Genomic DNA, 23488 nt, shown 5'->3' with positions numbered 1-23488 from the left:
GAAGCCAACCCGGATGCGGGTTTGAAACGCGTCCCTAGTGAGACATCATCACCCAGCACGGTGGCTGGCCGATGACAGTCTTGGTCACACCGCCCCAGACGGTCTCGTTCAGGCGCGAATGATGGTAGGCGCCCATGACGATGGCATCGACAGCATGGGACTGCGCGAAGCTTCCCAACACCTTGCCGATTGAACTGCCACCGGCGTCCACGGTTTCGAAGGACGCATAGATCCCGTGCTCCCTGAGATGATGGACGAGGCTGGTACCGGACTGCGTAATCGCTTCGTCCTTGTCGTCCGTCACCGTGACGACGCGCACCACGGCGGCAGCTTGCAAGATTGGCAATGCGTCACCGACCGCCCGCGCAGCGCGCGCCGAATGGTCCCACGCAATCACGATATTCTCGAACTCCGGCCGCAACGCTTCAACATGCTGTTCCGGACAGAGCAGCAGGGGCCGGCCAGATTGGAACAGGAACGTTTCAACGATGTTCTCGGTCTTGCTGTCGTGCGGTTTCACGGGGATCAGGGTGAGATCGCTAAAGCGTCCATGTTCGGCCAGGGTCAATGCGATCTCGTCCGCCGGTACCCTGCCTGAACGGCTCTGCGCGCGAATGCCGACACGAGAAGCCGCATTGGTGAATGCGTTCAGGAGCTGCTGCATGTCGCCCGCTTCGCGAAGGCCGAGGTCGGTGGGCTCCGGATCATCGGGAAACACCGGCTTCGGGCGCACGAAAACGTCGTCCTCGAGCGCAAGCCCGGTGATCCTGGCGCCGAGATCGGCGGCAACGGCCACGCACTTCCCGATCGCAGCCAGGGTGGGATCACGCGGCTCGCCGAATAGCGGCAGAAAGACATCCTTGATGGGCATCGGATTCTCCTTACGGGCCAGAATAGGCCGCCCTTGCTCCAGCCGCTTGATCCTCCTCAAGCCGGGAAAACTCCGCTTCTCCAGCCCACGACAGGCCTTGACGGAAGTCAAGGACCGGTCGTGATCCCGGCTTAGGAATTATCCTGGTTTGAAACCGTTTGGCGCCTTCATCTGTAATATGCTGGCAGGAATGATAGACAGTTCTGCGACCCAGGAACGGATCTTTGCGGCATTGAGCACTCATGCCGGCGTGAAGCGAATCGATACGCACGCAGCCTCGGTTTTCCTTGACGGAACGCGCGCGCTGAAGATCAAGCGGGCGGTCAAGTATCCGTTTCTTGACTATTCGACACTCGAGAAGCGGAAGGCCGCCTGCGAAGAGGAAATCCGGATCAACCGGCCGCATGCACCCCAAATCTATCATCGTATCGTGGCCATCACGGAGGAGCCGGATGGATCAATAGCAATCGAAGGCCGTGGTCGTCCGATCGAATATGCCGTCGACATGTCACGTTTCGACGAGAGTCGGACGCTGGACCATCTGGCAAAGGCCGCATCGTTCGATGCGGATCTTGCGTCGGCCATTGCCGACGCCATCGCGGCTTCGCATGCCGCCGCGATACCCGCCGATGGCACGGTATGGGTGTCCTCCATCCCTGCCCTGATCGACGGCAACGGCAATGGCTTGCACACCGGCAATCATTTTCCAACTGCAGAGATCGAGCAGCTCGCGCAGTCCTCGCGCGCCGCATTCCTTCGCGCCCGCCCCTTGCTCGAAGAGCGCGCCCGAAGAGGTTTCGTACGCCGCTGCCACGGCGACCTGCATCTTGCAAATATTGTTCTGATCGAGCGGCAGCCCGTGCTGTTCGACGCCATCGAGTTCGACGCACAGATGGCGACTGTCGACGTGCTCTATGACCTCGCCTTCACCCTGATGGATCTGTTACGCCACGATCAAACGCTGGCAGCCAACGCTGTCTTGAACGGATATCTTGCCGCGACGCCTATCGACAATCTCGACGCGCTTGGGGCCTTGCCGCTGTTCATGTCGATCCGCGCGGCGATCCGAGCCCAGGTGGCGTTGGCGCGGCTGAATCCCACTCATTCCAACGAGGCCGGCATTCTCGGCGAGGCGCGTAGTTATTTTGACCTGGCCCGAACGCTGATCGCGCCTCCCGCTCCGCGTCTGATCGCCGTGGGCGGATTGTCCGGCACCGGCAAGACGGTTCTGGCGCGCGCGCTCGCGCCAAGCGTCGCACCACAACCGGGCGCCGTGGTGCTACGCAGCGACGTCATTCGCAAGCAGATGTTGGGGGTCGTCGATATGGAGCGCCTTCCGCCGTCCGCCTATACGCCGGAGCTTGCGGAGCGCGTTTACGCGACGTTGGCCGAGCGCGCCCACCGCGTGCTGGCCCAAGGCCATTCGGCAATCGTCGACGGCGTGTTCGCTCGCGATGTCGAGCGCGACGCCTTCGCCAGTCTCGCCCGGGACAGCAACGTGCGCTTCACCGGCTTATTCCTGGTCGCAGATCTGGCGACCCGGCAGGCCCGAATCGGCGGTCGCCGCGGCGATGCATCCGATGCCACGCAAGAGGTTGCCGCGTTGCAAGAGCACTATAATATCGGCCATATCGGTTGGACCATGATCGATGCATCCGGAACACAAGCGCAGACGCTCCAGGGCTGCCGGGACGCGGTCACTGAGGGCAAATAAGGCAATCTGATTGGCTCGGGTTAGGATGGCGCGACCCACCACGAATTCGACGTCGACCGCCCGTCCCAAACCGGCGGCGAGCCGCAATACGCTGCCCGGCCGTCTCAGCCCCGGCATGGCCTGCGACACAGCCTTCCGGATCATCGCACGCCGTCACCTCGCGGCGGTCCTGGCCCAGCATGACGGCACCTGCCGTGGCGATCCGGATGCGCTGCACGAGATTCGAATCGCCCTGACCCATTTGCGGACCACGATTCGCTTCTTCTCGCCCATGGTCGACGATGTGTTGCGTCCCAAAGTCTGGGCCGAGTTGAAGTGGCTGAATAACCAGCTCGGCATGGTGCGTGACCTCGACGTCGCCATTGAACGCATCGTGGCAGAGACCAGCGGCGAGCTCTCGGTGATCGCCGAACTCCAGCACTGGGACGAGAAGCGCGCCGAGAGCCATCGCCTGCTGGCTCGCGCGCTGCAGTCGGCACGATATCGCCGGCTGGTCGAACAGACCTCGAGCTGGATCGAGAGCGGCCCCTGGTCGACGCGCCGCAGCAAAGTGGCCATCAGGCTGCGCCGCTGCCCGCTCGCCGACCACGCGACGGCCCAGCTGACCGGATGGGAAAGGACTCTGCTCAGGAAAGCCAAAAAGCTGCGCAAGCTTGGCGTCGAAAAGCGGCACAAGCTGCGGATTCTCAACAAGCGACTGACCTATTCGATCGAGTCGCTGGAAGACCTATTCTCCGACAAGTCGCTGACCAAGCTGAAGGCGATCCTCAAGCAATTGCGCAGGGCCCAGAAGTCCCTTGGACAGTTGAACGACGATGCGCGAGGGCAAGCCCTGGCAGCGTCCTTGTACAAAACCGTTCCCGAGGCTGACATTCGCTTTCTCGACCGCAAGCGGGAGAAAAAGCTGCTGCGAACCGCGTGGACTGCCTATCGCAAGCTCGACAAAGCCAAGCCATTCTGCTCCTCTGATTTGACACCGGACGCGGAGCCGGAGGACTAGGTGCGGACGTAATCGCCGGGTGCATCTGGCAGGGTATCGACGTCTCCAGATCCGATCTGCGGCGGATGACCGACCTCTCCGGATTTCGCGGCGAGCCAGCGGGTCCATTCTGGCCACCACGAACCCTCTGAGCGCGGCGCCAGCTTCAGCCATTCATCCGGGCCGACATGGGGCGCATCCTCGGGCTTGGTCATCACCTGATAGCTGTGTCCGGGCTCGTCGGGCGGCGCGACGACGCCGGCATTGTGACCGCCGCTGGTCAACAGGAAGGTCAGGTCGGCATCGACCTGGTAGTGAAGCTTGTGCACGGATCGCCACGGCGCCACGTGGTCGGCGAGCGTGCCGACCACGAACATGGGTGTATGAATGTCGGACAGCGAAATGCTCCTGCCCTCGACAATGTAACGTCCCTCGGCGAGATCGTTGTCGAGGAACAGCTTGCGCAAATACTCCGAATGCATCCGATAGGGCAATCGCGTCGCATCTGCGTTCCAGGCCATCAGATCGCTCGACGGTGCAGCCTCGCCCATCAGATAATCGTGCGAGAGCCGCGACCAGATCAGATCGTTCGAGCGCAGCAGCGCGAACGCACCAGCCATCTTTGCCGTATCGAGATAGCCTCGCTGCCACATCATGTCTTCGAGGAAGGCAACCTGGCTTTCATTGATGAAGAGCGTCAGTTCGCCGGCCTCGGTGAAGTCGGTCTGCGCGGCGAGCAGAGTGATGGTACCGAGACGGCCGTCGCCGTCGCGCGCCATCGTGGCAGCAGCGATCGACAGCAATGTGCCGCCCAGACAATAGCCGAGCGCATGGACCTTCTGGCTCGGCACAATTCGGGTGATGGCATCCAGCGCGGCCATGACGCCGAGCTTGCGGTAGTCGTCGAAGGCGACGTCCCGATCCCTGGCGTCCGGATTGCGCCACGAGATCGCGAATACGGTGAAGCCCTGGTCGGTGAGATATTTGACCAGCGAATTATCAGGCGACAGATCAAGGATATAGTATTTCATGATCCAGGCCGGCACGATCAGGATCGGCTCGGGCCGCACTTTCGCAGTCGTCGGATAATACTGGATCAGCTCTATCAGGTCGTTGCGGTAGACGACCTTGCCGGGCGACACCGCAACCGTCTGGCCGACGACAAATTGATTATTGCCGGCGGACTCTGCGACCGAGAGCATCCGCATCAAGTCGCCACACCAATTCTGCCAGCCGAAGAAGAAGTTCTCGCCACCGCTCTGAAAGGTTTTCTCCAGCACTTCCGGGTTGGTCAGCGCGAAATTCGAGGGCGCCAGCATGTCCAGCATCTGGCGTACCGAAAATTCGACAATGGCCTCGTTCGCCCGCGAGACGCCACGCACCCCTGTCGTCGCATCGTGCCACCAGTGCTCGCCGAGCAGAAACGCCTGCGCAAGAACATTGAACGGTGCGGCCTCCCATTGCGGTTCCCTGAAACGACGGTCTCGTCCCACCGGCCGGATCACGGACCAGGGCTTTTGGCCCGGAGACATCGCGTGCGCAGCAGCCTCCAGAAAGCGGCCAGTATCGCGAAGGATATCGCTTGCGATCTCCGTTCGACGCTGTGGCGCGGCGGCAAGGTGGATGCTCCAATCGAGCCAGGCCAGCAACAAGGCCGCCGGCGAGATTCCACTTGTGAACCGCGCCAACATCGCGTGGAACGAGCGGTCGAAGGGGTAAGATTCCGACACCGGCTTGGCGGACGGCTTCTCGGCGATCGGTTCGTCACGAGTCGCCGCGGGAACGACGTCCGCGACGGGTTCGACGCGGAGCGCCGGCAACACCGGCTCTTCGGTCCGAGGAAGGATTTGAACGACGCTCATCGAAGGATTCCCACTCGCATCTGGTCTGTCGGCGGCAAGATAGGGCCAGCCGCTTCAAAGACGTTGAGCTGCATCAATTCCCGAGGCCGATCACGATCGCTTCACCAAGAAGAGCCAACCTCATCCGCTTGACCTACGTCAAACCGCACAGCGAAGCTTGATTTAGAGATTCCCCAACGAAATTCGACAAGCCAGCGGAGTAGTCCATGCGCGCCCACCAGATCATGACCCGGTCGGTCATCTCGGTTACCCCCGACACCAGCATCGTCGAAGCCGCAAATATCATGCTGAAGCGTCACGTCAGCGGCCTCACCGTGGTCGACGACAGCGGCAAGTTGGTCGGCGTGGTCTCGGAGGGTGACTTCATCCGCCGCAGCGAAATCGGCACCGGACGCAGGCGCGGCCGCTGGCTGCGATTCATTCTCGGTGCGGGCAAATCGGCCGGCGAGTTCGTCCACGAGCACGGCCGCAAGGTTTCGGAGGTGATGACCTCCTCGCCCATTACCATCACCGAAGATACGGCACTCGCCGAGATCGTTGACTTGATGGAGCGGAACAACGTGAAGCGCCTGCCGGTCGTTCGCGGCGATCAGGTCGTCGGCATCGTGTCGCGGGCGAACCTGCTACAGGCGGTGGCTGGTCTCGCGCGCGAAGTGCCGGATCCTACCGCAGACGACGATCACATCCGCGGTCGCATCATCGACGCCATGGAGAAGAATGATTGGTGCCCGTTCGGGCTGAACGTCATCGTTCGCGATGGCATCGTTCACCTCAGTGGGGTCATCACCGAGGAGCGGGCGCGGCAGGCGGCGATCGTTGCCGCCGAGAACGTCGAAGGCGTCAAGAAAGTGCACGATCATCTGTGCTGGGTCGACACCTTGTCGGGCGTGTATCTGAACTCGCCTGAGGACGAAAATCTCTCCAAGGCGAGCTGAGGACGATTCAGCGTGGAATGATCGCGGTGGCCTCGATCTCGACGCGCGCCGCTTTCTCGACGAGACGCACCACCTGAACCAGCGCCATCGCTGGATAATGCGCGCCAAAGACAGCACGGTAGATCTTGCCGAGTTCCTTCAGGTTCGTCAGGTATTCTTCCATATCGACGACATACCAAGTTAGGCGCACCAGATGCTCGGGCCGCGCACCGGCCTCTCCAAGAATTTCGGCGATGTTGCTCAGGGTTTGGCGAACCTGTGCGACAAAGCCGTCCGCAAGGCGCTCCTCGGCATCCCAGCCGATCACGCCACCAGTCACAACAATGCGTCCCTCGGCGGCAATGCCGTTGGCATAGCCCTTCGGCATCGGCCAGCCGGAGGGCTGGAGCACCTGCGCCTTCGCGCGGGTCTCGTTATCGTCGGTCGGCAGCACCGCAAGCTGGGGGCCTTTCGGCGTCGTCACGGACAATTCTTGATCCTCATCTCATTCTGCAGCGACGCCCGAGGACGTCGCCGCCGCCTGCGCCAATTGCCGCAAGGCGAAACGTTTCAATTTTCCGGTCTCGGTCTTCGGCAGCTGCGTCACGAACTCGATCGCGCGCGGATATTTGTACGGCGCGATCTCGCGTTTGACGTGCTCCTGCAGCTCGGCTGCGAGCTTGGCATCCGGCGTCACACCGGGCGCGGCAATGACGAAGGCCTTCACGATCATCCCGCGTGCCTCGTCCGGCGCGCCGACGACGCCGCACTCGGCGACCGACGGATGCGTGAGCAGCGCTGCTTCAACATCGGTACCCGCGATATTGTACCCGGATGACACGATCATGTCGTCGGATCGCGACTGGTACCAGAAGTAGCCGTCGCTATCCATCAGGTAGGTGTCGCCGGTGATGTTCCAGCCGTTCTGGACGTATTTCCGCTGCCGCTCGTCGGCGAGATAGCGACAGCCGGTCGGCCCACGCACCGCGAGCTTCCCCATCGTGCCAGCCGGCACATCGTTGCCGTCGTCGTCAACGATCTTGGCTTCATAACCCGGTACGGGCTTGCCGGTCGCGCCGGGGCGGATTTCGTCCTCGGTCGCACTGATGAAGATGTGCAGCAGCTCGGTCGAACCAATACCGTCCATCAGCTTGATGCCCGTGGCCTTGAGCCAGGCGTCAAATGTCGGCTTGGGTAGCGTCTCGCCGGCGGAGACGCACTTACGCAGCGAGGAGATGTCGCGGCCCGGAAGCTTGCCGATCATCGCGCGATACGCGGTCGGTGCCGTAAAGCAGACCGTGGCCTTGTATTGTTCAATTGCCGTCAGGATGTCATCGGGCGTCGTCTTCTCCAGCACGACGAAAGAGGCACCGATGTGCATGGGGAATAGCACGCCGCCAAAGCCAAAAGTGAAGGCAAGCGGCGCCGAGCCGACGAAACGATCCTTCTGCTCGGCCCGCAAGATGTTGCGCGCATAACCGTCACACACAGCCAGCATGTCCCGGTGGAAATGCATGGTGCCCTTGGGATCGCCTGTCGTGCCCGACGTGAAGGCGATCAGGCAGATGTCGTCCGAAGCCGTATCGACCGCCTCGAACTCAGGGCTCGCATCAGCAATCAGCGCCTCAAGCGAGTCGGGCGCGCCGCTGCCCCAATAGACCACATGCTTGAGACCTGGCGCAGCCAGTTTCACCTTTTCCATCTCGTCGGAGAGTTTTCCGTCGCACAGCGCGAGCGTGATCTCCGCTTTTTGGATCGGGTAGGACAACTCCTTGGCGCGCAACAGCGGCATCGTCGCCACGCAAATGCCGCCGGCCTTGATCACAGCGAGATAGGCCGCAACCATCATCGGGCTGTTGGCGGAACGCAGCAGCACGCGTCCGCCGGTGACGAGACCAAGCTTGCCGACCAGCACATTGGCGATGCGATTCACGAGCGCCTGCAGGCCGCGATAGGTGTAGCTGACTGTGGGACTGATGACGCAAGGCGCATCACCGTGCCCCTGCTCGACCCAGCGATCCAGGAAATAGCTGACGCAGTTCAACCTCGGAGGATAGAGCAACTCCGGCCGCGTGAAGATGAACTCCGGCCAGAGATCAGGCGGCGGCAAATGTTGCCGCGCAAACGTGTCAACATGGGCGGTCACGGCGTTGCCGTCACACGAGCCCGTCACTTGAACCTTGGCGGCGTTGGCCATCGCACGCTCCTTTGCGCATGGAAAGCACCCGGCAGCACTCACTGGAAAACATTTTAGGCTTAAAACAATTTGGCGCAATAGCGGATTTTGGGCATCCCATGCATTTTCCTGCGGCAGAAGGGATTCGGGGGCTGGCCGCCCCGCGGACTTAGGGCCGGCGGCGCGCGGCCGATTTCTGCGCCGACGCCTTGGTCTTGGCGAGAAGCCGCATCAGTTCGCGCACATCTTTCGGCGTCAAATCGGCGAAGAGGTCTGCGATCCAGGTCTCGTGTTCCGAGGCCATCCGACGAAATTCGGCGCGACCGAGCTTTGTGAGGCGGATCACCTGGACGCGGCGGTCGGTTTCCGAGGTGCGACGGTCGAGATGACCGGATTCCACGAGGCGCTCGACGAGGCCGGTGACATTGCCGTTGGACACCATCATGCGCTTGGAAACATCCGACAGCGTCATGCCATCGGGCGCCTTGTCGAGCTGTGCCATCAGATCGAAACGGGGCAGCGTGACGTCGAAGCGCTCCCGCAACCGGCCGCGGACCTCACCCTCGATCAGGGTCGTGCAGGTGAGCAGGCGCAACCACAGCCGCAGCTCGTCGGCGTGGTCCTCCGGAGTTTCCGTGGCCTTGGTCTCGGAATCGAGCATCTCGATGCAATCACTCGCGTCCGGCACCTGCGCCGGTTCGGATTCCCCAACATTTTGAGCTTCAAATAAATCGGCGCTGGCCGCAAGCCCAAAGCTGCAACAATCGACCACATGCGGATTTCTTTAGGCTTCAAATAATTGGCGCGCCGCTTGCATGCGGTGCTGGCCGCGAGATGGTGAGGCCTCGAGCTTGCTTGCCGCGGCAGCCATCATCGGCATAAGCTTGGATCGAAGTACGCGGCTTGCAACGCAAGCCCTGATGTCTCGGGGGATCGATCATGAAGACGCAAATGACTTTGGCTGCGGCCGCCTTGCTGCTTGGCACCGCGATGAGCCCTGCCCTCGCCCAGGAGAAGATCAAGCTAGGGGTGATCGTGACCCTGTCGGGCCCCGCCGCCGCGCTTGGCCAACAGGTCCGCGACGGCTTTGCGCTCGCGGTGAGGGATCTCGGCAACAAGATGGGCGGGCGCGACGTCGAGGTCGTCGTAGTCGACGACGAATTGAAGCCTGATGCAGCGGTGACCAAGGTCAAGGGCCTGCTTGAGCGCGACAAGGTCGACTTCGTGGTCGGCCCGATCTTCTCCAACATCCTCCAAGCGATCCACCGGCCGGTCACGGAATCAAAGACCTTCCTGATCAGTCCGAATGCCGGTCCGTCGACCTTTGCCGGCAAGGACTGCAATCCGTTCTTCTATGTGACGTCCTATCAGAACGATCAGGTGCACGAGATCCTCGGCAAGGTCGCGCAGGATCGCGGCTACAAGCGGATGTATCTGATGGTGCCGAACTATCAGGCCGGCAAGGATTCGGTCGCCGGCTTCAAGCTCGACTACAAGGGCGAGATTGTTGAAGAATCCTACATGCCGCTCAACACGCTGGACTTCCAGCCGGAGCTGTCCAAGATCTCTTCGCAGAAGCCCGATGCTCTCTTCACGTTCATGCCGGGCGGCCTCGGCGTCAACCTCGTCAAGCAGTACAAGCAGGCCGGCCTCACCGACGGCATTCCGGTGCTTTCGGCTTTCACGGTGGATGAATCGACCCTGCCGGCGCAACAGGACGCGGCCGTCGGCATGTTCGGCGGTGCCAACTGGGCGCCCAATCTCGACAATCCCCAGAACAAGAAATTCGTCGCCGCCTATGAGGCCGCCTATAACAGCGTGCCCGGCACCTATGCCATGCAGGCGTATGACGCTGCGATGCTGATCGACAGCACAATCAAGGGTGTGAAGGGCGACCTTTCCAACAAGGATGCCGTCGGGGCTGCCTTGAAGAAGGCAGATTTTACCTCGCTGCGCGGTTCGTTCAAATTCAACACCAACGGCTATCCGATCCAGGATTTTTATCTGACCAAGGTCGCCAAGCGTCCGGACGGCAAGTTCCAGACCGAGATCGTTCAAAAGGTTTTCGAGAATTACGGCGACCGCTATGCCAAGGACTGCAAGGCGGCGAACTAAGGCCGCGCGTCGCGTTAGGGAGGACTGCAATGAAGAGCGAAATCACCGGCATCACACGGGCCAATGAGGGGATCCAGGGCATCTCCTGGAACATCCTCGGCCAGACCTATGTGCCGAAGAGCAATAGCGAAAACAGCTTCTCCTGGCACGCCACGCTGCCGCCGGGCACGTTCGTGCCGCCGCATATTCATCCGGATCAGGACGAGTATCTCTACATGCTGGAGGGCAAGCTCGACTTCGTGCTCGGCAATTCGGACGCGCAGGCAACGCCCGGCGATCTGATCCGGCTTGGCATGGGCGTGCCGCACGGCATCTTCAACAAGTCGGATCAGACCGCAAAAGTGCTGTTCTGGGTGTCGCCGACCAAAAAACTGTTCGACCTGTTCTGGGGCCTTCACAACATGAAGGAACAGAAACCGGAGGACGTCGTGGCGATGGCCGCCGAGTTCAACATTCACTTCCTGCCGCCGCCCCCAGGCGCCGGCTAGCGGCTCGCGTCAGGCCCGAACCGCCGCGAGTCCCGGGACCGCGGCGAAGCCGGCCTTGGTGGCATAGCCACGCACGATCGCCTCGCGCTGGGAATAGCTCAGCACGTTGTCGACATTGTCGAAGCCGTCGGGCGCGAGTTGCTCGACGGCATCAATGACGCCCTCGGGGCCGCCACGGCGGTTGGAGCGGACGATGTCCGCGGTCATCGGCAGGCGCTTCTTCTCGTATTCCATCAGCGCCTGACGCGGATGCTCGGCCCGCACCAGCGCGTCGGCAAGGCAGCGCGCGTCCAGGATCGCCTGCGATGCGCCGTTGGAACCGACCGGATACATCGGATGCGCGGCATCGCCGAGCAGGGTGACGCGTCCCGACGACCAATAGGGCAAGGGATCGCGATCGCAGGTCGGATATTCGTAGAATTCGGGCGTTGCGGAGATCAGGCTCTTCACATCGATGTATGGCACCGAGAAACGTGCGACATGCGGCATTAGCTCCTCGCGCCGGCCCGGCCGTGACCAGTCCTCTTTCCGCGGCGGCGGAGCATTGCCTTCGCCGACCTTCACCAGCACTGCCCAATTGGTGAGGCGGCTCGCCGGGCTCGAACCCTCAGCGATCGGATAGACTACGACCTTGGCGTTGAGACCACCGGCAACAATCATCGATTTGCCGGTGAGGAACAGCGGCCAATCGCGCGCACCGCGCCACAGCATCAGACCGTTCCAGCACGGCGGCCCTTCATTCGGGAACAGCGTGTCGCGAACCCGCGAATGGATGCCGTCGGCGCCGATCAGGATGTCGCCGCGCGCGGTGTGGATGTGCGAGCCGGCACGATCGAAGAAATAGGCCGTGACACCGCCCTCGTCCTGGGTAAACGCGCCGAGCCTACAACCGGTGTGAATCGCTTCCGTCCCAAGCCGCTCCTCGACGGCGCGATGGATCACGCCCTGGAGGCGGCCGCGGTGGATCGAGAATTGTGGCACATCATAGCCAGCGTCCACGCCACGGGCCTCGCGCCAGACCTCCTGGCCATGCCGGTTGAGGTAGTAGAGCTGGTCGGTGCGGATCGCGACGTCGTCGAGCTTTTGCAGCAGGCCGAGGCTGGCGAGCTCACGCATGGCATGCGGCAGCGTGTTGATGCCGACGCCGAGTTCGCGGATCGTATCGGACTGCTCGAAGATCTCGCAGCCAATGCCGCGGGCCCGCAGCATCAAAGCCGTGGTGAGACCACCGATACCGCCGCCGACGATAATCGCCTTCATCGCCCTCAACTCCACTCAATACACAGGCAATGGGTTAACGTCGCACGGTCGGTCACTCGGCCGCAAGCGGCTTTGTAGCCTCCGCCTTGAGCTCGGCCCGGGTCTTGGGCTTAGCCTTAATTCTCAGCTCCTCGAGATCCTGCCGATCGCGCACGCTATTGCGGAAAATCTGGTCTTTGCCGGGCAAATATTGCGGCGGGCAGAACGCGTCATTCGCCCCATACCAGGCCGCCGCCTTCATGGTGAAGAAGGGATCGACCAGATGCGGGCGCCCCAGCGCGACGAGATCGGCCCGGCCAGCGGCCAGAATGGTGTTGGCCTGGTCCGCCGTCGTGATGTTACCGACGCACATGGTGGCCACCCGGGCCTCGTTGCGGACCTGGTCCGAGAACGGCGTCTGGAACATGCGACCATAGACCGGCTGACCGTCGCGCACAGTCTGCCCCGTCGAGACATCGACCAGATCGACGCCAGCCTCGGCGAACGCGCGTGCGATCGCTACCGCATCGTCACCGGTGATGCCGCCATCGGCCCAGTCGGTGGCGGAAATACGCACCGACATCGGCTTGTGCTTCGGCCATGCCGCCCGCAGTGCCTCAAAAACCTCGAGCGGAAACCGCATCCGGTTCTCAAGCGAGCCGCCATACTCGTCCGTGCGGGTGTTCGTCAGTGGTGAAATGAAGCTCGCAAGGAGGTAACCGTGTGCGCAATGCAGCTCGAGCATGTCGAAGCCACAGCGCTCGCCGCGCTCTGCTGCCGCGACGAAGGAATCCCTCACCGCGTTCATCCCGGCGCGGTCGAGCTCGCGCGGTATCCGGCTATCCGGGAAATAAGGCAGCGGCGATGCCGAGACCACGTCCCAGCCGCCTTCGTCGAGCGGGCGGTCGATGCCATCCCACATCAGCTTGGTCGCGCCCTTGCGGCCGGCATGCCCGAGTTGCAGGCAGATTTTTGCAGCCGAGTTGCCGTGCACGAAATCGACGATGCGACGCCAGGACGCTTCTTGCTCGTCATTCCACAGACCGGCGCAGCCGGGCGTGATGCGCGCGTCGCGACTGACACAGGTCATCTCCGTGAAGATCAAGCCGGCGCCGCCGATCGCGCGCGAACCGTAATGGACGAGGTGGAAGTCACCAGGGACGCCCTCTTTCGCCGAGTACATGCACATCGGCGACATGACGGCGCGGTTGGCGACCTCCATCTCACGCAGACGAAACGGCTGGAACAGCGGCACCATCGGCTTGTCGGTGCTGACGTCGAAGCCGTTGCTGCGCACTTGGTTGGCGAATGACCTCTCGACCTCGGCGACGAAATCGGGCGCGCGAAGTTTTAGATTATCGTAGGTGATTGCTTTCGAGCGCGTCATCACGCCAAAGGCGAACTGCACCGGATCAAAATCCCAGAAGCGATCGACATGCTCGAACCAGACCAGAGAGACGTCGGCTGCGTGCTGCGTCTTCTCGACCTCCTCGCGTCGGCCGTGCTCATAAAGATCCAGCGCGGTCCTGATGTCGGGCGCCTTCGCCATGGCTTCGGCCAGCGCAATCGCATCTTCCATCGCAAGCTTGGTGCCCGAGCCAATCGAAAAATGCGCGCTCGCCTTGGCGTCGCCGAGCAGGACCATATTGTCCTTGACCCAGCGCTTGCTGCGAATCATCGGGAAGTTGCGCCACATCGAACGGTTGGTCAGCAGCTTGTGCCCGCCGAGGAATCCGCCAAATATCTCAGCCATCCGCGCGGCGGACTGGGTCTCATCCAGCCCCGTCAGCCCCGCACGCTCGAACGTCTCCGGATCGGTCTCGAAAATCCAGGTCGAGTGCCCGGCCTCGTACTGATAGGCGTGGGCGATGAACGGCCCCCACTCGGTCTCCTGGAAGACGAAGGTGAAGGCGTCGAGGGGCTTGGTTGAGCCCATCCAGGCAAACTTGTTGGTGCGGAGGTCAACTTCGGGCTGGAAGTGATCGACGTGCTTCTCTCTGAAGCGGCTATTGACGCCATCTGCGAGCAAAATGAGATCTGCATCGGCGAAACGAGATTCGTCGTCGATATCGACTTCGAAATGCAGGCTGACGTCAAGCTCGCGCGCCCGCTCCTGCAGGATCAGCAGCAGTTTTTGCCGCGAGCAACCGCAAAAGCCGTTGCCGCCGACCCGGTGCACCGTGCCGCGAAAATGCACGGCGATGTCGTCCCAATAGGCGAATTCCTGGGTGATGCGGCGATAGCTCGGCAGGTCGTGCTTTTCAAAGTTGTCGAGCGTAGCGTCCGAGAACACCACGCCGAATCCAAACGTATCATCGGCGCGGTTGCGCTCATACACGCTGATGTCGGCGCGCGGTTGCTGCTTCTTGAGCAGGATTGCTGCGTAGAGACCCGCGGGTCCACCACCGATGATCGCGACTTTCATGGGAGCCTCGCCAATTCACCCGGCCATGAAAACTATTTTAAGCCTAAAATAATTTCTGGCAAGTCCTCGTTTGCGCAGTGGCAGCCGAGAGCCGCCGCTCAGTCGCCCCTGAAGACCGGCTTGACCTTATTGGCGAAGGCGTGGAAGGCGCGCTCAAAATCCGCCGTGGTCATACACAGTGCCTGGGCAACGGCCTCCGCTTCGATCGCCTCTTCCACCGACATCGCCCATTCCATGGCCAGCATCCGCTTGGTCATGGTGTTGCCGAAAGTCGGCCCCTCTGCGACCTGCTTGGCCAGCAATTGCGCCTGGGGCAGCACCTGCTCCGGCGTAACGATCCGGCTGAAGAAGCCCCAGCGCTCGCCCTCCTCCGCTGTCATGAACCGGCCAGTGTAAAGCAACTCGGATGCGCGGGACTGGCCGATGATCCGCGGCAGGATCGCGCAGGCGCCCATGTCACAGCCGCCAAGACCGACCTTGTTGAACAGGAACGCCACCTTGGCGCCGCTTGCCGCGAGCCGCATGTCAGATGCCATGGCAATGATCGCGCCGGCGCCGGCACAAATGCCCTCGACCGCCGCCACGATCGGCTGCGGACAGGCCCGCATCGCCTTGACGAGATCGCCGGTCATCCGCGTGAACGCCGTCAGACCCTTGGTGTCCATCTTCACGAGCGGCCCGATGATCTCGAACACGTCGCCGCCGGACGAAAAATTACCGCCGGCGCCGGTGACGACGATAGCTTTGACCGCATCGTCAAACGCGCAGGCGCGGAAGAAATCAGTCAGCTCGCGGTAGCTCTCGAACGTCAGCGGATTCTTCCGTTCCGGACGGTTGAGCGTCACGGTAGCAACACCGTCGACCACGGCCAGGAGGAAATGTTGCGGCGAATAGTCCGCGAGCGGCAAGGTGACGGGATTGGCTGGTCTACTCATGCGATCTCCTTAGCTTCCTTATTCCGCGCTTTCGCCATCCACGTCAGATTTCGCCACCGGCAACCGCGATCGCCTGCCCCGTGATCGCACCAGCATCCTTGCTGCATAGCCACAGCACAGCATTCGCCACTTCCTGCGGCGTGATGAGGCGCCCTTGCGGATTGTGCTTCGCGAGCTCGGCGATCGCCTGCTCACGGGTTCGCCCGGTCTTCTTCATGATGTTGTCGATACTACCCGCCACCAGATCGGTGTCGGTGAAGCCGGGGCATATCGCATTCACGGTCACATTGCTGGCGGCCATCTCCAGTGCGAGCGAACGCACGAGACCGACCACAGCGTGCTTTGCGGCCGCGTACGCGCTCACGTAGGCATAGCCCTTGAGTCCGGCTGTCGATGCAACTGCAACAATGCGGCCATAGGGCCGATCCTTCATCCCCGGCAGCACTGCGCGAACGGCGTGCACCACGCCCATGAAATTGACGTCCATCATACGCGCAAAGAGAGCACTGTCCGACTTCGCAAAAGGCGCGGATTCGGCGCTGCCGGCGTTGGCGATCAGGATGTCGATCGGCTTTCGTGCATGCGCCGCTGCAATGGCGGTCTTGAGAGCGGCTTCGTCCGAAACGTCGGCGACAGCCGCAAAATGCGCGGCACCTGAGTTGACCGCTTCGTCGAGAACAGCGGCGTTCCGGCCGAGCACCGTCACTGTGGCACCGCCACTGACGAGAGCCGCCGCGATCGCGCGGCCGATGCCGCGCCCCCCACCGGTCACCAGCGCGTGCGGCGAATGCGACAGTGCGGACATGCGCTGGCTCCTTTAGATCTGCTGATCGTTCTTCCGATATATTTTAACCTTCAAGCTTTTGCAACGAAAGCGCCGATCGAGGTCGAGAACGCCGTCGCGAAGGGGACCGGCCCGAAAATTGCTTTAAGTATAAAATTATCTCTTCCCATCCCCCACAGGCCTGTTAGCATCGCCGGGCCAAGCTAAAGGATGTCGCGTGTCGCAACCTGCTTCAATGATAACAGGGGACGGTCGCTTCGCCTATGAAACCGCGGGCGACCCGGACGCAATACCCCTGATCTTCCTGCATGGCATCGGTGGCGCGGCAAGAGCCTGGCGGCAGCAGCTCGCTACATTCGGCAATCGTTTTCGCGCCATTGCATGGGATATGCCGGGCTATGGAGGATCAGCGCCCTTACCCAACGTCAGTATCGCTGCCCTGGCTGATGCACTCCTGCAGTTCACCGATCAACTCGGTGCGGCGAACCCCATTCTGGTCGGCCACTCCATTGGCGGTATGATCGTCCAGAAGTGGCTGGTGCAATCGCCGAAACTGGCGCGCGCGGTCGTGCTTGCGCAGACCAGCCCGGCATTCGGCAAGGCTGATGGCGATTGGCAGAAGTCGTTTATCTCTGCGCGGCTGGGCCCGCTCGATCGCGGCGAGACGATGAAGTCGCTGGCACCTTCCCTCGTGAAGGAGCTCGTCGGCGACGATCCGGATCCGAAGGGCATGGAGCTCGCGCGTGAGTGCATGGCAAGCGTGCCTGAAGCGAGCTATCGCGCCATGATGCTGGCATTGATCGGCTTCGATCAGCGCAAAACGCTCAAGGATATCGCGGTGCCGACGCTGCTGTTGTCCGGTTCCAGGGATAACAATGCGCCGGCGCCGATGATGGCAAAGACCGCGACCTACATTCCCGCGGCCGAATATGTCGAACTCCCCGGTGTCGGTCATCTCGCCAACCTTGAACGTCCCGGTGCCTTCGACAAGGCGCTCGCCAACTTCGTCGATCCCTTCGTTGCAAAACACGGGTGACTACGCAATGACCATGCAAGTCAGCGAGACGATCACTGCGACCGGCAATGTCGCGCTGGATGCGCCAATCTTCGATCCCGTGGCGTTTCGCCTGACCGATGAGCAGGCCGGCATCATCGCGCAGGCGCGGGAAATCGGACAGAGCGTGTTCGCGGGCCGCGCAGCCAAGTACGATCGCGAGGCAATATTTCCGACCGAGAACTATCGCGACCTACATCGTGTCGGATTGCTGGGCATCGCTGTACCCAAGAAGCATGGCGGCTTGGGCGCGAACTACCAGACCTATGCTCTGGCGGCTGCCGAGATCGGCCGCTATTGCGGCGCGACCGCTCTGACCTGGAACATGCATGTCTGCTCGACGCTGTGGTCGGGGCCCTTGGCTGACGATCTCAACATGGACGCGGCGACCCGCGCGGAGCACGAAAAGCGACGCGCGGTCCACTACAAGCGTATCGTCGAGGACGGCGCGATCTACTCGCAACCTTTCTCCGAGGGGGGTGCAGCAGCTGCGGGCGGCGTTGCCTTCGGCACGGAAGCAAAGCCTGTCGAAGGCGGCTGGATCGTCAACGGCAAGAAGATCTTTGCATCGCTCTCCGGTCACGCCGACTATTACGGCGTGCTCTGCACCGAGATCAAGGAAGGCGAGAAGGCCTCGCGCCGCAACACACTTTACCTCGCCATTCCCGCTAAGTCGCAAGGTGTCTCGGTCGTCGGCGACTGGGATCCGCTCGGCATGCGCGGCACGATCTCGCGGACGCTGCTGTTCAAGGACGTGTTCGTCCCGGATGATTCGGCCCTGATGCCTCGCGGCGTCTACTTCCAGGCCGCAATGCGCTGGCCGCACATGTTCCTGACCTTGTCACCCACCTATATGGGCCTCGCGCAAGCTGCCTACGATTTCACGGTGCGTTATCTGCGTGGCGAGGTTCCGGGCATGCCGCCGGTCAAGCGGCGGATGTATCCGACCAAGCAGATCGCGGTCGCGCAGATGCAGATCAAGCTGGAGCAAATCAAGGGGATTTGGTTTCAGGCCGTCACCGAAGCATGCGCCAATCCGAGCAAGGAGCAGGTGCTGCGCGCCTATGCCGCACAATATTCGGTGATGGAAGGTGCCAATGAGCTCGCGGCGCTCGCGATCCGCACCTGCGGCGGTCAGGCCATGCTGCGATCGCTGCCGCTGGAGCGCATCTATCGCGACAGTCGCTGCGGGTCGCTGATGTTGCCCTGGACGGCCGAGTTGTGCCTCGACCGGATCGGCCGCGAAGCGCTGTACGAGGCCGGCGAAATGGACGACTGACAGTGGACCTCTGCAGTCTGATCGATCGCAACGCGGCGTTCGCGCCAGACAAGACAGCCATCGCCTTTGAAGGCAACCGGCTGAGCTACGCCGCATTCGCCGCGCGTATCAAGCGAACTGCCACGGCTTTGAAACAGGGATTCAATGTCGGCCGCGGCGATCGCGTCGCTATCCTGAGCCTGAATCGTCCGGACTATCTGGTCCTGCTTTATGCCTGTGCGCGCCTTGGCGCGATGCTGGTGCCGCTGAACTGGCGTCTGGCAGTCGCCGAGCAGCTCTTCATCCTCACCGATGCCGGCGCCAAGGTGCTGGTGCTCGATCAGGCTTTTGATGAAGTTCTTGCTGAGCTCACGCCGGGGACGTCTGTTGTCGGCCTCGACTTCACACCGCCCTGCGGCACGACATTCGAAAGCTTGTTGGCATACGGCGACGGCAGCAGCCAGAATCCCCATACCGATCTCTCCTGCCCGCTGCTCATCGTCTACACGTCTGGGACAACCGGACGCCCGAAAGGCGCGGTACTGCGCCAGGAAGCTCTTTTCTGGAACGGCGTCATGAGTCAGCACATGCACAACATGACGTCAGACGATCACGTGCTCACGGTACTGCCGTTCTTCCATGTCGGCGGGCTCAACATTCAGACGACTGCGGCGCTTCAGCTTGGTGCCACCGTCACGATCCACGCCCGCTTCACCCCGGATGCGACGCTTGCGGCCATCGAACGGGAGCGCCCGACCCTGACGGTCATGGTGCCCGCGATCATCCAGGCCGTCAGTGAGCACCCCGCCTGGGCCACGACCGATCTCTCGTCGCTAAAGGCCGTCGCGACCGGCTCGACGATCGTGCCGCCGCATCTGATAGATCGCTTTGTCGCCCGTGGCGTGCCCGTGCTCCAGGTCTACGGCTCGACGGAAACCTGCCCCATCGCGGTCTATACCCGCCTTGGCGGCGACCTGTCGCGGATGGGATCGACCGGGCTCGCCGGCCTGTGCTGCGAAGCAAAAGTGATCGATCAAGCTGGCAACGAGGTACCGGCGGGCACACCGGGCGAGATCGCGGTGCGCGGGCCCAATGTGTTCTTCGAATATTGGGGCAACGCAGATGCGACGCGCGAGGCGCTGCATGACGGCTGGTATCGCACCGGCGATATCGGCCTGTGCGACTCCGATGGCTATTTCTGGGTCCGCGATCGCAAGAAGAACATGATCATCTCCGGCGGCGAAAACGTTTACCCCGCGGAAGTCGAGCGCGTCCTGCTCGAGCATCCCGACGTCAGCGAATGCGCTGTCATCGGCCGGCCGGATCCGCGCTGGGACGAGGTGCCGATTGCCTATGTCATCCGGCGATCGAGCTGTCGGATCGAAGCGGACGAGCTGAAGGCGCACGTTCAGGCCCAGCTCGCCCGCTACAAGGTTCCACGCGACATCATCTTCGTCGCGGACATGCCGCGCACGGCGCTGGGCAAGGTCCAGCACTTCCTGCTGAAGCAACGTGATGCGCAGTCGCGCGCGCAAGGAGAAGCATCTTGAAGATTGCGGTACTTGGGGGAGGAAACGGCTCTTTCGCGGCCGCAGGCGATTTTGCGCTGTCGGGGCATGAGGTCCGACTCTGGCGTCGCGACGCAGAGCAAGTCGAAGCACACCGCACCGCCGGCTCCCGCATTCTCGTTAAGGATCACAATGGTCGCCACGATGTGAAGTTGGCGCTGGTGACCGCTGACGTCGCCGAAGCGGTCAAGGGAGTCGAGTTGATCCTCTGCCCTGCCCCCGCTTTCGCACAGCAGGACATCGCTCGCCAGCTTGCACCGCACCTGCGCGACGGCCAAGTCGTGTTTCTCCCGCCCGCGACATTTGGCTCAATGATCTTCGCGCAGGCGGCGCGGAATGCTGGCAATCGCGCCAAGGCGAGCTTTGCCGAAACGGGGACGCTGCCGTGGCTTACCCGCAAGCACGGGCCCTTCGAAGTTGCGATTACGATCCGCGCCAAACGGCTGCCGGTCGGCGTATTCCCCCTCGATCAGGCACCACATGCGCTTGAGGTGATTGGACGCGCATTCCCTGATGTGATCGAGCCCTGCGGGGATGCACTGTCCGGCGCGCTGATGAATGCGGGCTGCATCATCCATCCGCCCTTGATTGTCATGAACGCGGGCCCGATCGAGCATTTCGAGCGGTGGGATATTCATAAGGAGGGTACGCAGGCCGCGATCCGACGCGTGACTGACGCGCTTGATACCGAACGGATCGCCGTACGCGAGGCGCTAGGATATGGCGCACCGCATTTTCCACTCGCCCATCATTACGCCAAGGAAGGTGAGATGTGGATGTATGGCCGCGGCTCGCATGACCGACTGACCGATTCCGGAGACTGGCGTGAGAGGATCGTGCTAACCGAGCACCGCTACATGCGCGAGGATTTGCGATTGGGGCTATCGCTGCTGGTATCCGTGGCCGGTGTGGCGGGGGTCGCCACACCACTTGCCAAGGCCTTTCTGGCCATAGGCGGCGCCATCTGCGGCGAGGACTTTGCCCAAGGCGGCCGAACGTTGGAAACGCTCGGCCTTGGTAAGCTTCACAAGACCGAGTTGCAGACGCTGCTTCGTGAGGGATTCTAATCAATGACCAGCCGCGCCAATATCGCCTGTCTCGGCGCGGGTCGCATGGGCCGAGGCATCGCCGTCGCGTTCGCTTATGCGGGGCACATGGTCACGATGATCGACATCAAGACCCGCTCGGAGGGCGATTTTACCAAGCTCGAAGCCGACGCGCTCGGCGAAGTCAGGAAGACCTTTGCCAGCCTGTCTAAGCTGGGGCTTCTGACCGAAGCAGATGTCGATCCGCTCGTCGCGCGAATCTCGGTGGTGCCAGCGAGCAAGAGTGCCGCGGCGCTGGCCGAAGCCGGAATGGTGTTCGAGGGCGTTCCTGAGGTCGTCGAGCTCAAGCGCGAGGTGCTGGGGGTGGCTTCAAAACAGGTCAACCCAGACACGATCATCGCATCGACGACGTCGACCATCCTCGTCGACGATCTCGCCGGCGCAATCGTCAACCCGCGTCGCTTCCTCAACGTGCACTGGCTCAATCCAGCCTATCTGATTCCACTCGTGGAAGTCTCGCCCGGCAAAGCCACCGATCCTGTCATCATCGACGAGGTCAAGGCGCTGCTCGAAGCCATCGGCAAGGTACCGGTGATTTGTGCTGCCACGCCAGGCTTCATCGTTCCACGCATCCAGGCGCTCGCAATGAACGAGGCCGCGCGCATGGTCGAGGAAGGCGTCGCCAGCGCCGAGGAGATCGACAAGGCGATCCGCTACGGGTTCGGCTTTCGCTATGCTGTACTCGGATTGCTTGAATTCATCGATTGGGGCGGCGGAGACATTCTATACTACGCCAGCCAGTATCTGGAGGGCGCGCTCGGCAGCGACCGCTATCGGGCACCAGACGTCATCTCACGCAATATGCACGAAGGCCGGATCGGCCTGCGCACCGGCGCTGGCTTCCTCGACTATTCAGGGATGGATGTCGACGCCTATCGCGTAAAGCGATTGCAGGCCATGGTCGACCTGCTCCGGCACTTCAACCTGGCTCGTCCGCCGGTCGTTGACCGCGCTTAACCGAAGACGTCCTGGAGCACGCCGTCCCGAACGACCGCGACTCCGTCAAGCTCGATGGTCGTGCCCATCATCGGCAGGTCGAAATGGCCGGCCGTGTAGCGGCCGGCAAATTCGTTGGCACCTGTTGAAAACAGGAAATTGCCGGAGACGGCCCGGATCTCAGTACCGTTGGTGTCGCGCTGGTCATACATCGAGAGCGCTTCGTAGCGGGCGGCCGGATTCATGCCGAATCCGACATGCGAGACTGCATAGGCTTCGCGGTCGCCCCAGGCGGCGAGATAGGCGCGCATCATCGCGGCATCCGTGCCGTCGCCCTCCAGCTCGACGACGTAATCGTCCTTCAACGTCATCTTCACCGGTGACGTCAGGTAGCGCTTGAACGTGAGATTGATGTCGCCAGGCGCCATCACCAGCGAGCCGTTGATCGTTCCGCTCTTGGGGAAGCTGACGACGATGCCGCCCGGCCAATGCGCCAGCGTGCCGGGCTTGTCGGTCCAGCCCCAGACGCCGACCGTTGAAGCGCCGACCATGTCCACATCCAGTGCCGTACCGGCGTTCGAGGTGACCCGCATCCGCTTGGTCCCACGCAACATCTTTGCTGCCGCGCGAACACGCTTCTCGAGTGCCGGATCCGGCACCATCCGCTCCAGTGCCTCGGGGTGCTCGTTGGAGATGACCAGAATGCGAGCACCGGCCTTCAGGATCTCCGGCGTCTCTACCGCATGCATCAAGCCCTCGATGGTGCAGTCCACCACGAATCCCGCTTGTTGAAGCGCGGTGATGACCGGACCGAGCTTCTGGATGGCTTCGCTGGCCCCTGTCGAGCGAACCGGCACGACGTTGCGGTTACGTGGCGTCGGCATGACGACGTGGAACGGCCTTGCGCCCATGCGCAGCAGCGCCAATTCCGCCAAATGAACATTCAACGCGCGCGACTGCGTCTCCGAGAGAATCGCCGCGGTATCGCCGGCCTTGACGGCGCAACGCTCAAAGATCTCGCAAAACGCGTCAATCCATTTTGCCTCGATGCGATCCGCCAGCAT

At 62.2% G+C, this 23488-nt stretch carries 20 protein-coding genes; 10 read left to right on the top strand and 10 right to left on the bottom strand.

Features of this window, described 5'->3' with window-relative positions:
- Positions 1-34: 34 nt before the first annotated feature.
- Positions 35-871: a universal stress protein gene (locus tag M2427_RS27315; RefSeq protein WP_280709975.1), complete on the bottom strand. Its 837-nt coding sequence runs from the start codon at positions 869-871 to the stop codon at positions 35-37.
- A gap of 190 nt (positions 872-1061) precedes the next feature.
- Here M2427_RS27315 and M2427_RS27310 point away from each other — a divergent pair, with 190 nt between their 5' ends.
- Together M2427_RS27310 and M2427_RS27305 are read left to right on the top strand one after the other, a co-directional pair.
- Entirely contained in the window at positions 1062-2585 is a 1524-nt protein-coding gene (locus tag M2427_RS27310; RefSeq protein WP_280709974.1) for a bifunctional aminoglycoside phosphotransferase/ATP-binding protein, read from the top strand.
- Positions 2586-2610: 25 nt separating this feature from the next.
- Positions 2611-3585: a CHAD domain-containing protein gene (locus M2427_RS27305; protein ID WP_280709973.1), complete on the top strand. Its 975-nt coding sequence runs from the start codon at positions 2611-2613 to the stop codon at positions 3583-3585.
- Here M2427_RS27305 and M2427_RS27300 read toward each other — a convergent pair.
- Positions 3582-5426 carry an alpha/beta fold hydrolase gene (locus M2427_RS27300; protein ID WP_280709972.1) on the bottom strand — a complete coding sequence of 615 codons (1845 nt, stop codon included), beginning with the start codon at positions 5424-5426 and terminating at the stop codon, positions 3582-3584. The two genes, M2427_RS27305 and M2427_RS27300, sit on opposite strands and share 4 nt — an antisense overlap.
- Before the next feature lie 206 nt (positions 5427-5632).
- Here M2427_RS27300 and M2427_RS27295 point away from each other — a divergent pair, with 206 nt between their 5' ends.
- Entirely contained in the window at positions 5633-6361 is a 729-nt protein-coding gene (locus M2427_RS27295) for a CBS domain-containing protein (RefSeq protein ID WP_280709971.1), read from the top strand.
- 7 nt (positions 6362-6368) lie between these two features.
- Here M2427_RS27295 and M2427_RS27290 read toward each other — a convergent pair whose 3' ends face one another.
- The 3 genes from M2427_RS27290 to M2427_RS27280 form a co-directional block, all read right to left on the bottom strand.
- On the bottom strand, positions 6369-6824 hold the full coding sequence (locus M2427_RS27290; protein WP_280709970.1) for a RidA family protein: 456 nt from the start codon (positions 6822-6824) through the stop codon (positions 6369-6371).
- Between the two features lie 21 nt (positions 6825-6845).
- Positions 6846-8537: a benzoate-CoA ligase family protein gene (locus tag M2427_RS27285; protein ID WP_280709969.1), complete on the bottom strand. Its 1692-nt coding sequence runs from the start codon at positions 8535-8537 to the stop codon at positions 6846-6848.
- 148 nt (positions 8538-8685) lie between these two features.
- Positions 8686-9177 (bottom strand): MarR family transcriptional regulator, encoded by a 492-nt coding sequence (locus M2427_RS27280; protein ID WP_280710064.1) that lies wholly within the window; start codon positions 9175-9177, stop codon positions 8686-8688.
- Between the two features lie 278 nt (positions 9178-9455).
- Between M2427_RS27280 and M2427_RS27275 the strand changes: the two genes are divergently transcribed.
- Together M2427_RS27275 and M2427_RS27270 are read left to right on the top strand one after the other, a co-directional pair.
- Positions 9456-10631, top strand: coding sequence for an ABC transporter substrate-binding protein (locus tag M2427_RS27275; RefSeq protein WP_280709968.1), 1176 nt, complete (start codon positions 9456-9458; stop codon positions 10629-10631).
- A gap of 29 nt (positions 10632-10660) precedes the next feature.
- Positions 10661-11119 carry a cupin domain-containing protein gene (locus M2427_RS27270; RefSeq protein WP_280709967.1) on the top strand — a complete coding sequence of 153 codons (459 nt, stop codon included), beginning with the start codon at positions 10661-10663 and terminating at the stop codon, positions 11117-11119.
- Positions 11120-11128: 9 nt separating this feature from the next.
- Here the strand turns inward: M2427_RS27270 and M2427_RS27265 are convergent, their stop codons facing one another.
- The 4 genes from M2427_RS27265 to M2427_RS27250 form a co-directional block, all read right to left on the bottom strand.
- Entirely contained in the window at positions 11129-12379 is a 1251-nt protein-coding gene (locus tag M2427_RS27265; protein ID WP_280709966.1) for a flavin-dependent oxidoreductase, read from the bottom strand.
- Between the two features lie 52 nt (positions 12380-12431).
- A complete protein-coding gene (locus M2427_RS27260) occupies positions 12432-14783 on the bottom strand; it encodes a bifunctional salicylyl-CoA 5-hydroxylase/oxidoreductase (protein ID WP_280709965.1) in 2352 nt (783 codons plus the stop codon).
- A 98-nt stretch (positions 14784-14881) separates the two neighbouring features.
- Positions 14882-15718: an enoyl-CoA hydratase family protein gene (locus tag M2427_RS27255; protein WP_280709964.1), complete on the bottom strand. Its 837-nt coding sequence runs from the start codon at positions 15716-15718 to the stop codon at positions 14882-14884.
- A 43-nt stretch (positions 15719-15761) separates the two neighbouring features.
- Positions 15762-16523, bottom strand: coding sequence for an SDR family oxidoreductase (locus M2427_RS27250; RefSeq protein ID WP_280709963.1), 762 nt, complete (start codon positions 16521-16523; stop codon positions 15762-15764).
- A 196-nt stretch (positions 16524-16719) separates the two neighbouring features.
- On the opposite strand from M2427_RS27250, the gene M2427_RS27245 reads away from it, so the two are divergent.
- The 5 genes from M2427_RS27245 to M2427_RS27225 are packed head-to-tail and all read left to right on the top strand — an operon-like array spanning position 16720 to position 22445.
- Positions 16720-17538 (top strand): alpha/beta hydrolase, encoded by an 819-nt coding sequence (locus M2427_RS27245; RefSeq protein WP_280709962.1) that lies wholly within the window; start codon positions 16720-16722, stop codon positions 17536-17538.
- A gap of 7 nt (positions 17539-17545) precedes the next feature.
- Entirely contained in the window at positions 17546-18835 is a 1290-nt protein-coding gene (locus M2427_RS27240) for an acyl-CoA dehydrogenase family protein (RefSeq protein WP_280709961.1), read from the top strand.
- Between the two features lie 2 nt (positions 18836-18837).
- On the top strand, positions 18838-20364 hold the full coding sequence (locus tag M2427_RS27235) for a long-chain fatty acid--CoA ligase (RefSeq protein WP_280709960.1): 1527 nt from the start codon (positions 18838-18840) through the stop codon (positions 20362-20364).
- Positions 20361-21449, top strand: coding sequence for an NAD/NADP-dependent octopine/nopaline dehydrogenase family protein (locus tag M2427_RS27230; protein ID WP_280709959.1), 1089 nt, complete (start codon positions 20361-20363; stop codon positions 21447-21449). The genes M2427_RS27235 and M2427_RS27230 overlap by 4 nt, the downstream gene beginning before the upstream one ends.
- A gap of 3 nt (positions 21450-21452) precedes the next feature.
- Entirely contained in the window at positions 21453-22445 is a 993-nt protein-coding gene (locus M2427_RS27225) for a 3-hydroxybutyryl-CoA dehydrogenase (protein WP_280709958.1), read from the top strand.
- On the opposite strand, the gene M2427_RS27220 is transcribed toward M2427_RS27225, so the two are convergent.
- Positions 22442-23488, bottom strand: a complete 1047-nt coding sequence (locus M2427_RS27220) for a peptidase M29 (RefSeq protein WP_280709957.1) — start codon at positions 23486-23488, stop codon at positions 22442-22444. The two genes, M2427_RS27225 and M2427_RS27220, sit on opposite strands and share 4 nt — an antisense overlap.

This window comes from Bradyrhizobium sp. BR13661, assembly GCF_029892425.1.
Classification (GTDB): Bacteria; Pseudomonadota; Alphaproteobacteria; order Rhizobiales; family Xanthobacteraceae; genus Bradyrhizobium.
Note: the sequence above shows the minus strand (reverse complement) of the source record. Positions and strands in the feature narration are given on the sequence as shown.

Bases quoted from the DNA above. Each gene is read 5' to 3' on its own strand.
- M2427_RS27275 (WP_280709968.1), top strand. From the start codon at position 9,456: ATGAAGACGCAAATGACTTTGGCTGCGGCCGCCTTGCTGCTTGGCACC.
- M2427_RS27310 (WP_280709974.1), top strand. From the start codon at position 1,062: ATGATAGACAGTTCTGCGACCCAGGAACGGATCTTTGCGGCATTGAGC.
- M2427_RS27225 (WP_280709958.1), top strand. From the start codon at position 21,453: ATGACCAGCCGCGCCAATATCGCCTGTCTCGGCGCGGGTCGCATGGGC.
- M2427_RS27240 (WP_280709961.1), top strand. From the start codon at position 17,546: ATGACCATGCAAGTCAGCGAGACGATCACTGCGACCGGCAATGTCGCG.
- M2427_RS27255 (WP_280709964.1), bottom strand. From the start codon at position 15,718: ATGAGTAGACCAGCCAATCCCGTCACCTTGCCGCTCGCGGACTATTCG.
- M2427_RS27285 (WP_280709969.1), bottom strand. From the start codon at position 8,537: ATGGCCAACGCCGCCAAGGTTCAAGTGACGGGCTCGTGTGACGGCAAC.
- M2427_RS27220 (WP_280709957.1), bottom strand. From the start codon at position 23,488: ATGCTGGCGGATCGCATCGAGGCAAAATGGATTGACGCGTTTTGCGAG.
- M2427_RS27295 (WP_280709971.1), top strand. From the start codon at position 5,633: ATGCGCGCCCACCAGATCATGACCCGGTCGGTCATCTCGGTTACCCCC.
- M2427_RS27315 (WP_280709975.1), bottom strand. From the start codon at position 871: ATGCCCATCAAGGATGTCTTTCTGCCGCTATTCGGCGAGCCGCGTGAT.
- M2427_RS27280 (WP_280710064.1), bottom strand. From the start codon at position 9,177: ATGCTCGATTCCGAGACCAAGGCCACGGAAACTCCGGAGGACCACGCC.
- M2427_RS27305 (WP_280709973.1), top strand. From the start codon at position 2,611: ATGGCGCGACCCACCACGAATTCGACGTCGACCGCCCGTCCCAAACCG.
- M2427_RS27300 (WP_280709972.1), bottom strand. From the start codon at position 5,426: ATGAGCGTCGTTCAAATCCTTCCTCGGACCGAAGAGCCGGTGTTGCCG.
- M2427_RS27270 (WP_280709967.1), top strand. From the start codon at position 10,661: ATGAAGAGCGAAATCACCGGCATCACACGGGCCAATGAGGGGATCCAG.
- M2427_RS27265 (WP_280709966.1), bottom strand. From the start codon at position 12,379: ATGAAGGCGATTATCGTCGGCGGCGGTATCGGTGGTCTCACCACGGCT.
- M2427_RS27250 (WP_280709963.1), bottom strand. From the start codon at position 16,523: ATGTCCGCACTGTCGCATTCGCCGCACGCGCTGGTGACCGGTGGGGGG.
- M2427_RS27260 (WP_280709965.1), bottom strand. From the start codon at position 14,783: ATGAAAGTCGCGATCATCGGTGGTGGACCCGCGGGTCTCTACGCAGCA.